The sequence below is a fragment of the Pseudomonas sp. GW821-FHT11D10 genome (assembly GCF_058808435.1).
Genome location: NZ_JBXARR010000009.1, coordinates 1 through 12,023 on the forward strand (window position 1 = coordinate 1; position 12,023 = coordinate 12,023).

The following is a 12,023-nucleotide window of genomic DNA, read 5'->3' on the forward strand; positions in this document are numbered from 1 at the left end:
GATGGCCTCCGAAAACAAAACACCCTGCGAAAGCGTAGCCCTCGCAGGGTGTTGGGGGTGACCATCTCATTAACCCGCTTTCGCGGGTTTTCTGTTTTTAGCGGTGCAGCGATCAGTCGTCGCGGCTCATGATGCCGAAGATCTGCAACAGGCTGACGAACAGGTTGTAGATCGATACATACAGGCTGATGGTCGCCATGATGTAGTTGCGCTCGCCGCCGTGGATGATGGCGCTGGTCTGGAACAGGATGCAGACCGACGAGAACAGCACGAAACCAGCGCTGATCGCCAATTGCAGGCCGCTGATCTGGAAGAACATGCTTGCCAGCGTCGCACCCAGCAGGACGAAGAAACCGGCGGTGATGAAGCCACCGAGGAAGCTCATGTCCTTGCGGGTGATCAGCACGTAGGCCGACAGACCACCGAACACCAGCGCGGTCATCGCGAACGCGGAGCTGACCACTTCAGCGCCGCCCTGCATGCCCAGGTAACGGTTGAGGATCGGGCCGAGCAGGAAACCCATGAAACCGGTCAGGGCAAACGCCGACACCAGGCCCCAGGCGGAATCACGAAGCTTGTTGGTGAGGAAGAACAGCCCGTAGAAACCGATCAGCACCACGAAAATATTCGGGTAGCCGACCCGCATCTGCTGGGCCACGAACGCCATCACACCGCTGAATGCGAGGGTGAGCGCCAGTAGACCGTAAGTGTTGCGCAGGACGCGGCTAACCTCTAGCTGCTCAGCCTGCACGCTGTTGTGAACTGCGTAATCCTGTTCGCGCATGGCGACACTCCTGTTGGTTTGAAACGTTCAGTCGCAAAGATCATAACAGACGCTCTGTAACAAGCCATGCACAGAGTTTGACAGTGTGTTTCATTCAGGTATTATGGCGCCCGCAACGCAACGGAGGTGTGGCCGAGTGGTTTAAGGCAACGGTCTTGAAAACCGTCGACTGTAACAGGTCCATGAGTTCGAATCCCATCGCCTCCGCCATATTTGATACGACAAAGCCCTGATTATTCAGGGCTTTGTCGTTTCTGGCGTTCTGAAAAATCTGCGTCCTTATAGAGCCATTTCAAGAAGCAACACGGAAGCACCACCGATTCCATATCGATGGGAAAGCATTTTCCCCGTATCCGGCCTTCCTGCACTGTTCATTGATGGTGCAGTGCTTGCCCTCCTCGGTTTTTATTTGAAAGGCGTACTCAGAACCCGATCAGAAACAAAACCGCAAGGCCATTGGCTGCGCTGGCTTTATAAAGGTCTGAAGGGCGTCATGCTGACAATCGTGGTGACGTTCTGGATACTCGTCGTGTTGTTTGTCATGACCTTCACCGTCTCGGTCGCTACCAAGCCGTCATTGGTGCCCTGACCGGTCTCGGTAACTGATTGCCATCTGCGGTTCTCCTTAACGAGTTCAAAGGCACGGGTTTCCGTTGCGCATCGCCTGAGCGACGCTGCGCGCCTCATTCAAGATCCATCCTGAAATCAACGTCACGGGGCCAACCGAATTCGCTTCAATGACTTCAGAATTTCTCCTGTCATTTGGCTGACCCGGCCACAAAAGTAGGCGCCAACCTGTTGGTTTGCATTGGAAACTGACAAACGGCTTTTCGGCTGTCTGAGCTGCAAGGGCCGTGCTTGAGCGGTTCCGTAACGACACAAACCCACCTCCCTCTCCAATTGCGCGATTTCACATTTTTTTCACGAATCGCTTTGTCGCTGTAAAAAACCCTGACACAATTATTAGCAATGATTCTCAACTGCTCTTTGTTTGCTATTTAAAATCAGGAAGTCTTCATGTCGCGCCCTACCTCGCTGCATAGTTCCAAACCGTCACGCAACCTCCTGTCCATGGCCATCTGCATGGCCGTCATGACCCCGGCGCTGGCCGATGAAACCCGCGAGGCGCAGGACACTGCCCCACCCGCCACTCTCGAGCTCGGCGCGACCGCGATCACGTCCACCCAGTTGGGCAGCACCACCGAAGGCTCCGATTCCTACACCACCGGCACCATGGCCACCGCCACCAAACTGCCGTTGACCCTGCGCGAAACGCCGCAAGCCGTCACCGTCATCACCCGCCAGCGCATGGACGATCAGGCGATGACCAGCATCAATGACGTGGTCAACGCCACGCCGGGCCTGTTCCTCAACTACTCCAGCGGCCCCGGCCGACAGACCTACACATCCCGTGGATTCGACATCGACAACCTGATGTACGACGGCATTCCAAGCGGCTACAACGGCGTGAACGTGGGATCCCAGCCGAATCTGGCGATGTTCGATCGAGTGGAAGTAGTGCGGGGGGCGACCGGTCTGGTCACGGGTGCCGGCACCCCTTCGGCGGCGATCAACCTGGTGCGCAAACGCCCATTGGACGAGCAACGCGTCACCCTGACCGGCGCCGCCGGGACCTGGGACAACTATCGCGGCGAGCTCGATGCTTCCAGCCCGCTCAATGACAGCGGCACCTTTCGTGGCCGGGTCGTCACTTCCTACCGCGACGCCAACAGTTTCATCGATGACGTGGACGAACAACACGGCCTGTTCTACGCCGTCACCGAAGCCGACCTGAGCGATGACACCACGCTGACCCTCGGTTTCTCGCACCAGAAAGACAGGACAAATTACTTCTGGGGCTCGTCGATGATCGGCCTCGACGGCCATCACCTCGACCTGCCGCGCTCCTACAACCCCGGCACTTCCTGGGAAGACAAAGATCAGGAGATCAACACCGTCTTCGCCGAGATCCGTCAGCAACTGGCCAACGACTGGAGGCTGCAGGTCAACGCCAACTATTCCGAGCAGAACGCGCTGTTCTCCGGCTCGTACCAGTCGCGCTGGGTCAACGACACCCTGGCCCGCACGGTTTACCAGTCCAAGGCCGATGAAAACCAGGCCGGTCTCGACGCCTTCTTCAGCGGCCCGTTCGAAGCCTTCGGGCGCAGCCATGAACTGGTGGTCGGCGCCAGCAAACGCATCTACGACCTGACCACCCACAACTACTCGCCGTACGACACCAACTGGCCGATCAACGCCGGCAAACCGGACTTCGTCCACACCGACAACGGGCGTGAAGTCACCACTCAGGACGGTGTGTACCTGACCACCCGCCTGAGCCTGGCCGACCCGCTGAAGCTGATCCTCGGCGGACGTCTGGACTGGTACGACTACGACAACCGCGATGGCGACGGCGACTACAAAGTCACCCGCAACGTCACCCGCTATGCCGGCCTGATCTACGAGCTGGACGACCATCATTCGGTGTACGCCAGCTACAGCGACATCTTCACCCCGCAGAGCAGCAAGGACACCTCCGGCAGCCCGGTCAAACCAATCGTGGGCAAGAACTACGAGGTCGGCATCAAGGGCGAATACCTGGGCGGCGCGCTGAACGCCAGCCTCGCCGTGTTCCGTGTCGATCAGGAAAACCGCGCGGTGCAAGTGTTCGTGCCGAACTGCCCGCAGTCGTCCTGCTATGAGGCCTCCGGCGAGATCCGCAGCCAGGGTATCGACCTCGAACTGCAAGGCGCGCTCACCGACAACTGGCAGATCGGCGGCGGCTACACCTACGCCCGCACGCACACCATCAAGGACGAGGCGAACCCGCAGAATGTGAACAAGCAGTTCGACACCGACACGCCGGAACACCTGTTCAAACTGACCACCCGCTACAACTTCCAGGGCCCGCTGGAGAAACTGCGCGTGGGCGGCAACATCTCCTGGCAGAGCCGCATGTACAACGACATCGAACTGCTCGATGGCGGCAACTACCGCCTCAAGCAAGGCGCGTACGCCGTGACCGACCTGATGGCCGGCTACCGGGTCAATGAGAACCTCGATCTGCAACTCAACGCCAACAACATCTTCGACCGCAAGTACTACTCCACCATCGCCAACTCCGTCAGCTACGGCGGCGACAGTTATGGCAGCCCGCGCAACATGATGTTGACGGCCAAATACACCTTCTAAAGGATACCGGCGCATGGACGCGCAAGCTTTTATACGACGAAGCCCTGATATTCAGGGCTTCGTTTTTTCCGGGATTCGAGTTTTCTCTCCGCTGCATGGCATGCGATCGGCAACTCCGTTAATCTCGCCCACCCGGTTTAAAGGTCAATTACGGTTTCATATGGAATTGAACATTCACACATGGCGCATCAGTGGGATGCTGATCGCTGCCCTCCTCGCTGGCTGCTCCAGCACGCCGAAAGAAAAAAGCGAATATGAAAAACAGATCGATTCGGTGCCGATGCCCACAGCCGAAGAAGAACGTCTTACACAGTGCCAAAATCTTGGTGATCTGCTTTCTATAGAACTCTCGGAAATCAGTCAGAACTTCAGTGCCCTCTTCAAGCCTTTCGACAGCTCCAGAGTAGATGCGTTAAACCGTCGTATCGATTCGATCCACTGCACCCGGGCAGAAACCCGGCCGTGGTTTGCGCGTTAGCTATTTAGCGCTCAGAAGACTGCTGCAGAAGCTCTCCGGCAAACCTTGCCCACCTTTTGATTGACTGCCGGCAGACTCACAATCTTCAACCCGCAGCCTTAAACCCCTGCGCCCCACCGTTGATGCACCGCAAGAAGCAATTCACCTACAGGATGATGGCAACTCACCACCCTTGCTGGGTAAGCTCCTTCCTCATCCCCCAACCAAATGCACGAATAATGAACTTCCTGAACCTTTTCAAACGTAAAAAATCTGACAAGGCCATTGCTTCCGCCCTTCCCGAATATCAACAGACCCTTTCTGGAAACAGTGAGCCAGGCAGGCAGGACTTAACGCTGCCAGATACGACTTATTCAAAGACCAATCAGTCCTTGATGAGAGTCTGGAATGAAATTGGCGCAACACTCTCCACGGTCGACGCCGACACAATATTCTACTCAGGCATTCGTTCAACATCCCCCATCGTGAACATCGATGAGCTGTTAGCGACGCGCGGTCACATATGGCTGTCTCAAAGTCCGTCGTATGCCGGAGAATACTGCTACACCCAGTCGACTTCCCACCGCGCCCTGGTGAAATTTCGCATCACTCAAAGCATGCCCATCCTGGAGTTTCCAAATAAATTCCACCCCGCCGATGCTTTTCTGGAGTTTGTAGAAACTGCAACCGGATTTGACGTGGATTATTCAAGCCAGCCAAAGTACCCATGGCTCAAGGATGTACTTCCCGACCAGCACATAAATTTCTACTTTCGCGACATCGTAGGCAATGGCAACTTTGAAGTTGATCCAGCCGGGCACGGACGGAAAGTCACCGACAGCGAACTGGGTGCTCTTCCCGGAGAAATACTCGAATTATTTGTTGCCAACCTTGACTATATCGAAGTTCTTGACTGGATGACTCCACCCGCAACCAAACCGGAGTTTTTCGATTTGTTTGGCTCCAATCGCGCCAATGCCGCAAATCTGCTTTTTACTTAAGTATCGCTTTCGTCAACAAGGCCTCTCGAGAAGACAGGCCTTTTCTGTAAAGGCTGCTGCCGCGTTGAAGGTCTAGCGTTGACTCGATGGATCTGTCGCCAGAATTTCTTCCAGAAAGTCGATGAACACATTGATACGACTGGAGCCCCGGTGATTGGGCAGATACAACGCATTGATGCAGCAGCTCGCATTACCGGGGTTGACTTCATACCCCTCCAGCAGCCGCGTCAACCGACCCGCCTCGACATCGGCGCGCACCAGCCAGTCGGCCAGCAGGGTCACACCGCGCCCCGCCACCGCCGCTTCGCGCAGGATATCGGCGTTGTTGCTTTGCAGGCGGCCATGCACATTGAGCTGGATGGTTTCCTCGTCGCCCTGGAACGTCCAGTGCTGGTGCGCACCGCCGTAGTCAAAGCGCAGGCATTGATGCTCGAGCAAGTCTCGTGGATGCGCTGGCACAGCGTGACGGCTCAGGTAATCCGGACTCGCCACCACCCAGCGCTGGAAGCCGCCCACGCGCTTGCTGACGATATCGTCACTGACCACCGATGATCCCAGTCGCACCGAGACATCGATCTGCTCGCTCAGCAGATCGCTGACCTGATCACTCAACGACACACTGATTTCAAGCCCCGGATGGCGGTCGAGCAATACCCCCAGTTGCGGTGCAATGATCTGTCGGCCGAATTCGACCGGCACACTGATGCGCAGGCGTCCCTGCGCCTCGCTGCCACGGTCGGCGACAACCGCGTCGGCCTCGTCGATGGCATCGAGAATGGCCACCGCTTTCTCGAAATAGGTTTGGCCGGCGACCGTCACGCTGGTGTTGCGCGTCGTGCGATTGAGCAGGCTGGCGCCCAACTCGTTTTCCAGCCCGGCCACCTGGCGTGTCACCGAGGACGTCGAGATGCCGAGTTTGCGCGCCGCCGAGGAATAACCACCGCAACGTACGGTTTCAACGAACATCTTCAGTGCCAGCAACTTGTCCATAAGTGGAGCCCGATCGAAAGGAAACGGTGATGATTGTGCATCACCGTTTACCTGTCGTCTTGTAGGACCGTGCTTCATCGGACTCACTGCTGCCCGAGGTTCAGGCATCGGCCCTGCGGCTCAGGAACATCGCCAGGGCCAGCGCTGGCAGCAACGCCACGGTCACGGCGGACAGATTCCAGCCAAAATGTTCGTAGAGCGGACTTGCGACCAACGATCCCAGAGCACCGCCAATGAAGATGCTGGTCATGTACACGGCATTCAGCCGAGCCCGGCTGTGCGGATCGATGGCGTACACCTCGCGCTGGCCCAGCACCATGTTCAGTTGCACGGCGAAATCCAGCAGCACCGCACAAACCACCAACCAGACATAGCTGCTGCCCGGCAGCGCGGCGATCAGCAAGGAGGCTGGCGCCAGCAACAGTGCAACGAGCGTCCCGCGCCGACCATGCCCGGCATCGGCCAACCTTCCGGCAATCGGCGCTGCCACCGCGCCGACGGCACCGACCAGTGCAAATATCGCCACCTGTGCCTGACTGAAGCCGTGGTGCCGCATCAGCTCGATCGGTGCGAGGGTCCAGAACAGGCTGAAGCTGGCGAACAGCAAGCCCTGATACAGCGAACGCTGACGCAGAACCCCATGCCGACGGGCCAGCGCAAACACCGAGCCGATCAGCGCCGCGTAGGTCGCCTGATGCGTGGGTACACGTCGCGGCAGGGCAATCGCAGTGATCAGGGCGATGACGGCCATCAGCGCCGCTGCGCTGAAAAACACCCCGCGCCAGCCGAACACTTCCACCAGCAGACTCGACAGTGGCCGCGACAGCAGAATGCCCAGCAACAGGCCACTCATGATGTTGCCCACCACCCGCCCACGGGTCGCCTCGGGCGCCAGATGCGCCGCCAACGGCACCAGGATCTGTACCGCCACCGAAGTCAGGCCGATCAGCAACGACAGAACAAGGAACATCGACGGCGAGTGCGTCAGACCGGCGCACAACAGGGTCACGCTCGCCGCCAGGGTAAAGCCCACCACCAATCGGCGGTTTTCCATCAGGTCGGCCAGCGGCACCAGCAACAGCAGGCCCAGCGCATAACCGAACTGCGTGAGTGAAACGATCAGACTGGCATTGGCGCTGGACAGGCCGATCTGCGGCGCGATCAGTTCGACGATCGGTTGGGCGTAATAAAGGTTGGCCACGACCGCGCCGCAGCAGAATGCCAGGAACGCGACCATCAGGCCGGAAAGAGAAGCGGATTGTCCGGCCTTGGCCGCCGCTGCCGGATTGCCCGTAAGCATGATGACACCTCGATGAGTTTGGAAAAGTGACGCCAAGGCTAAGGGTCGCGCAGGCCATCGTGTATCCATCGCGAAGGCAATTGAGTGATGCGCCAAGTGCAACGATCTGCGGCGTTGCACTTGACGCAACGTGCTATTGCGCGGTCCGGCAATACTCGGACGTATGCACCTTCTCTACCCTTGGGCACCTGGCGCAGGGCTTTCCATCAGCGCCGTTCCCCGGTCGTTCAAGGAGTTGTCGTGATGCCGAATCCGTCCCCCATTCCCACCGCGTGCCGCTTGGGCAGCACCTGCTCATGAACGGCCACTTCATGAGATCCAGAGCGCTGTGGATCAGCGCGGCCGCCCTCGCGTCGATCGGAGCAATGACAGCCCTCACGCTGATGTGGCGCCCGGCAATTGCACCTGTCGAGCGCCTGCAATCCTTCGACTCCGCGCAACTGCAACGCGGCGCGCGCGTCGTCGAGGCGGGCGACTGTGCGGTGTGTCATACGCGGCCCGGCGGCCAATACCTGGCCGGAGGACTGCCGCTGGTGACGCCGTTCGGCACCCTCTACAGCACCAATATCACCCCGGATCCACAGACCGGCATCGGCCAATGGTCGTTGCCGGCCTTCGAGCGGGCGATGCGTGAAGGGATCTCCCGCGACGGCCACTTCCTGTACCCGGCCTTCCCTTACGTTCATTACCGGCGCATGAGCCAAGACGACATCGCCGACGCCTATGCGTACCTGATGAGCGGCCCGGCCGTGAGCTCGCCGCCACAACAGAACCGCATGAACTTCCCGATGAACATCCGGCCACTGGTGTCGTTCTGGAACCTGCTGTTCCTGCATACGAAGCCGCTGACGCCGGTGGCGCAGCAATCGCAGGTGTGGAATCGCGGGCGTTACTTGGTCGAAGGTCCGGGCCACTGCGCGGGCTGTCATTCGCCGTTGAACCTGATCGGTGCCGAGAAGTCCGGCGAAAGCCTGGCCGGCGGCACCGTGGATGGCTGGGACGCGCCGTCACTGCTGGGCATGGCGCACCGGGAAAACCCGTGGAGCAGCGAGCAACTGGTGAGTTACCTGCGGGCCGAAGTGGTCGACGGACACGGCACGGCGGCGGGCCCGATGCGTCCGGTCAGTCTCGGTCTGGCGCGCTTGCCCGTGGAAGATGCTCAGGCGATTGCCGAATACTTGCTGAGTCTGCCGGCGAAAACCGCGATCAACGAAATGACGAGAACCACCGCAAGCGCCGAGCCATCGGATCGATCCTCGGGCGCCCTGCTGTTCGCCAGTGCCTGCGCCGGCTGTCATGCCCAAGGTGCGCCGATGCGTGAAGTCGACGGCCGCCCGGCACTGGATCGCACTTCGGCGCTGCAGGCCGCGAGCCCGCGCAACTTTCTGAAAACCGTACTCGAAGGCATCCCGGCAAAACCCGGCCGGCCGGGGCCGGTGATGCCCTCTTTCGCCGCCAGTCTCGATAACGCCCAACTCACCGCTCTGGCGACCTGGTTGCGCCAAAGCGCCAGCCCCGATCAACCCTGGACAGACCTTCCTGCCACACTCGACGCGCTACGTCAGGAGACGAAATGACTCAGATCACCCTCAACGTCAACGGATCCTCCCGAGCTCTCGAGCTGGAACCCGACATGCCGCTGCTCTATGCGCTGCGCAATCATCTGGGCCTGAACGGCGCCAAGTACGGGTGCGGACTGGGCCAATGCGGCGCCTGCACCGTCATCGTCGATGACAAACCGGTGTTTTCCTGTCTGACACCCTGCGCCGGCCTCGACGGCAAAAAAGTTCGGACGGTCGAAAGCCTGGGAACAGCCGAACACCCCGGTTCTCTGCAGCAAGCGTTCATCGACAAGCAGGCCGCCCAATGCGGTTACTGCATCGCCGGCATGTTGATGCGTGCGCAGTCACTGCTGGAAAGCAATCCGCATCCCGATGAGCAGACCATTCGCGAGCACATGGCAGGCAACCTGTGTCGCTGCGGCACACACTTGCGCATCATCGAGGCGATCAGCCTTGTCGCCCGGCAAAACGGGAGTGCGCAATGACGACGATCAATGAGGTCGATCAGAGTCGCCGTGCGTTCCTGCGCGGGGGCGCTCTGCTGGTGGCGTTCGCTCTGGTACCGGTCTCGCGCCGCGCCCTGGCCGATACCGAAGTCGATACCCTGGGCACAGTCGTGCTGGCGCCGGACCTGCCCGGCAGCCTGCGCACCAATCCCTGGCTCGATGCCTGGATCCGCGTCGGCCCTGACGGCATCACCGTCTACACCGGCAAAGTCGAACTGGGCACCGGGGTCAAAACCGCGTTGCTGCAAATTGCCGCTGAACGCCTGGAGGTCGCCCCGACCGCGATCAACCTGCTCACCGCCGACACCGCACTGACGCCGAACGAAGGCTACACCGCCGGCAGCCACACGATTTTCGACAGCGGCACCGCGCTGTTCAACGCGGCGGCACAAGTGCGCGAGATGCTGCTGGAATCGGCCGGACGCAGCTGGAACGTTGCGCCGGCGCTGCTGACGACTCGGGACGGCATCATTCTCGGCCCGACCGGTCAACGCATGTCTTACGCCGACGCCGTCCAGCATGTCGATCTGCACCGCTACGCAAAATCCGCATCGCCCTCGATGCCACCGGCGTCATTCAAGCTCATCGGCCATTCGCTGCCACGCCTGGATATCCCGGGCAAAGTCAGCGGCGGCGCTGCGTTCGTGCAGGACATTCGCCTGCCGGGCATGCTCCACGCCCGGGTCATCCGCCCGCCGCGGCCCGGCTGCACGCTGGAAGCCATCGATGCGGAATCGATCAAGGCCCTGTCCGGGGTGGTGCAGGTAATTCGCGACGGCAATTATCTGGCCGTGGTGGCGCGGGATGAATGGCAAGCGATCAAAGCCATGCGTCATGGATACGCCTCGGCGCGCTGGAACGGCGGACAGGCGATTCCCGAATCGCGCGACATCCACACGCTGCTCGAACGCCTGCCCTCACGTCGTTATCCGATCAGCCATGAAGGTACACCCCAGGGCGCGACCGACAACCAATATCGCGCCCGCGTGACCAAGCAATATCTGATGCACGGTTCGATCGGTCCGTCCTGCGCCGTGGCCTGGTTCAAGGACGGCACCCTCACCGTCTGGACCCACACCCAGGGCGTGTATCCCCTGCGAACCGGGATCGCCGAGATGCTGCGGCTGCCGCCCGAGCGCGTGCGCTGCATCCACACCGAAGGTTCCGGCTGTTACGGCCACAACGGCGCAGACGATGCAGCGGCCGACGCCGCGTTGATTGCCATGCGCGTGCCGGGCACGCCGGTGCGAGTGCAATGGATGCGCGAGCAGGAAAACCTCTGGGAGCCCTACAGCTCGGCGATGGTCACCGAAGTACAAGCCAACCTTGACGCACAGGGTCGGCTGCAGGACTGGAACTACGAGCTGTGGACCACGCCGCACAACGAACGCATCGTCAACGCCGGGCGCTTGCTGCCCGCACGCCTGCTGGCCCGGCCGTTCGCCTCCGCACCCTCGGTGCCGATCGCCCAGCCTGAAGGCGATGGCGATCGCAACGCGGTGCCGCTGTACACCGTGGCCTCCTCGCGGATCGACATGAACTTCGTCACCGAAATGCCGTTCCGCACTTCAGCCATGCGCTCGCTCGGCGCGCACATCAACGTCTTCGCCATCGAAGCCTGCATCGACGAACTCGCTGCCGAGGCCGGGCTCGATCCGGTTGCCCTGCGCCTGGCACACCTGACCGATCCCCGGGCAAGGGCTGTCGTGGAACAGGTTCGCGATGCCGTCGGCTGGCCACAAAAAAACAGCGAACCCGGTGCCGGCCTTGGCTTCGCCTTCGCGCGCTACAAAAACATCATGGGCTACTGCGCCATCGCCGTGCGTCTTCGGGTGCATCCGCAGACCGGCGAAGTGCAGATTGATCACGTCGTCACGGCGGTGGACGTGGGACAGATCGTCAACCCCGATGGCCTGCGCAACCAGGTCGAGGGCGGGATCGTGCAGTCCACCAGCTGGACGCTGTATGAAAAGGTCGCCTATGACGCCGGCGGCATCCGCAGCTACGACTGGAGCGGCTACCCGATACTGCGCTTCTCGCAAGTACCCAAAAAGGTCGACGTTCATCTGCTCGACCAGCCGGGGCAACCGTTTCTGGGGGCCGCCGAAATCGTTCAGGGTCCCATGGCGGCAGCCATCGGCAACGCCGTGGCGAATGCCACCGGACGGCGCTGGCTGAACCTGCCCCTGACCCGCTCGCAACAGCCTTCCTGATCCGCGCCACGTTGCATT

At 60.4% G+C, this 12,023-nt stretch carries 9 protein-coding genes, 1 tRNA gene and 1 pseudogene; 8 read left to right on the top strand and 3 right to left on the bottom strand.

The window, feature by feature from the left end; genetic code table 11:
• Positions 1 to 112: 112 nt before the first annotated feature.
• Positions 113 to 784 (bottom strand): Bax inhibitor-1/YccA family protein, encoded by a 672-nt coding sequence (locus AC1RT4_RS22950; RefSeq protein WP_007955123.1) that lies wholly within the window; start codon positions 782 to 784, stop codon positions 113 to 115.
• 122 nt (positions 785 to 906) lie between these two features.
• Here AC1RT4_RS22950 and AC1RT4_RS22955 point away from each other — a divergent pair.
• The 5 genes and pseudogenes from AC1RT4_RS22955 to AC1RT4_RS22975 all read left to right on the top strand — a co-directional run bounded on the left by AC1RT4_RS22955 (position 907) and on the right by AC1RT4_RS22975 (position 5,434).
• Positions 907 to 994 (top strand) — tRNA-Ser (locus tag AC1RT4_RS22955).
• 115 nt (positions 995 to 1,109) lie between these two features.
• Positions 1,110 to 1,373: pseudogene (locus tag AC1RT4_RS22960) on the top strand (hypothetical protein); the annotation flags it as partial.
• Positions 1,374 to 1,801: 428 nt separating this feature from the next.
• On the top strand, positions 1,802 to 3,976 hold the full coding sequence (locus AC1RT4_RS22965) for a TonB-dependent siderophore receptor (protein WP_493088039.1): 2,175 nt from the start codon (positions 1,802 to 1,804) through the stop codon (positions 3,974 to 3,976).
• A 13-nt stretch (positions 3,977 to 3,989) separates the two neighbouring features.
• Positions 3,990 to 4,454 (top strand): hypothetical protein, encoded by a 465-nt coding sequence (locus tag AC1RT4_RS22970; RefSeq protein ID WP_493088041.1) that lies wholly within the window; start codon positions 3,990 to 3,992, stop codon positions 4,452 to 4,454.
• 218 nt (positions 4,455 to 4,672) lie between these two features.
• Complete coding sequence (locus AC1RT4_RS22975; protein WP_493088043.1) at positions 4,673 to 5,434, top strand: hypothetical protein; 762 nt, start codon at positions 4,673 to 4,675, stop codon at positions 5,432 to 5,434.
• Between the two features lie 72 nt (positions 5,435 to 5,506).
• Here the strand turns inward: AC1RT4_RS22975 and AC1RT4_RS22980 are convergent, their stop codons facing one another.
• Positions 5,507 to 6,424: a LysR family transcriptional regulator gene (locus tag AC1RT4_RS22980; protein WP_493088045.1), complete on the bottom strand. Its 918-nt coding sequence runs from the start codon at positions 6,422 to 6,424 to the stop codon at positions 5,507 to 5,509.
• A gap of 100 nt (positions 6,425 to 6,524) precedes the next feature.
• Positions 6,525 to 7,724: an MFS transporter gene (locus AC1RT4_RS22985; protein ID WP_493088047.1), complete on the bottom strand. Its 1,200-nt coding sequence runs from the start codon at positions 7,722 to 7,724 to the stop codon at positions 6,525 to 6,527.
• A 311-nt stretch (positions 7,725 to 8,035) separates the two neighbouring features.
• Here AC1RT4_RS22985 and AC1RT4_RS22990 point away from each other — a divergent pair, with 311 nt between their 5' ends.
• From AC1RT4_RS22990 to AC1RT4_RS23000, 3 genes are read left to right on the top strand one after another with little or no spacing between them, the layout of a single operon-like run.
• A complete protein-coding gene (locus AC1RT4_RS22990; RefSeq protein WP_493088049.1) occupies positions 8,036 to 9,301 on the top strand; it encodes a c-type cytochrome in 1,266 nt (421 codons plus the stop codon).
• Positions 9,298 to 9,771: a (2Fe-2S)-binding protein gene (locus AC1RT4_RS22995; protein WP_493088051.1), complete on the top strand. Its 474-nt coding sequence runs from the start codon at positions 9,298 to 9,300 to the stop codon at positions 9,769 to 9,771. The genes AC1RT4_RS22990 and AC1RT4_RS22995 overlap by 4 nt, the downstream gene beginning before the upstream one ends.
• Positions 9,768 to 12,005 (top strand): xanthine dehydrogenase family protein molybdopterin-binding subunit, encoded by a 2,238-nt coding sequence (locus AC1RT4_RS23000; RefSeq protein WP_493088053.1) that lies wholly within the window; start codon positions 9,768 to 9,770, stop codon positions 12,003 to 12,005. The genes AC1RT4_RS22995 and AC1RT4_RS23000 overlap by 4 nt, the downstream gene beginning before the upstream one ends.
• Positions 12,006 to 12,023 lie beyond the last annotated feature (18 nt).

What these genes read in the sequence shown, in the direction of transcription:
- AC1RT4_RS22950 (WP_007955123.1), bottom strand. Translation starts at nt 784, where the DNA reads ATGCGCGAACAGGATTACGCAGTTCACAACAGCGTGCAGGCTGAGCAG.
- AC1RT4_RS22965 (WP_493088039.1), top strand. Translation starts at nt 1,802, where the DNA reads ATGTCGCGCCCTACCTCGCTGCATAGTTCCAAACCGTCACGCAACCTC.
- AC1RT4_RS22970 (WP_493088041.1), top strand. Translation starts at nt 3,990, where the DNA reads ATGGACGCGCAAGCTTTTATACGACGAAGCCCTGATATTCAGGGCTTC.
- AC1RT4_RS22975 (WP_493088043.1), top strand. Translation starts at nt 4,673, where the DNA reads ATGAACTTCCTGAACCTTTTCAAACGTAAAAAATCTGACAAGGCCATT.
- AC1RT4_RS22980 (WP_493088045.1), bottom strand. Translation starts at nt 6,424, where the DNA reads ATGGACAAGTTGCTGGCACTGAAGATGTTCGTTGAAACCGTACGTTGC.
- AC1RT4_RS22985 (WP_493088047.1), bottom strand. Translation starts at nt 7,724, where the DNA reads ATGCTTACGGGCAATCCGGCAGCGGCGGCCAAGGCCGGACAATCCGCT.
- AC1RT4_RS22990 (WP_493088049.1), top strand. Translation starts at nt 8,036, where the DNA reads ATGAGATCCAGAGCGCTGTGGATCAGCGCGGCCGCCCTCGCGTCGATC.
- AC1RT4_RS22995 (WP_493088051.1), top strand. Translation starts at nt 9,298, where the DNA reads ATGACTCAGATCACCCTCAACGTCAACGGATCCTCCCGAGCTCTCGAG.
- AC1RT4_RS23000 (WP_493088053.1), top strand. Translation starts at nt 9,768, where the DNA reads ATGACGACGATCAATGAGGTCGATCAGAGTCGCCGTGCGTTCCTGCGC.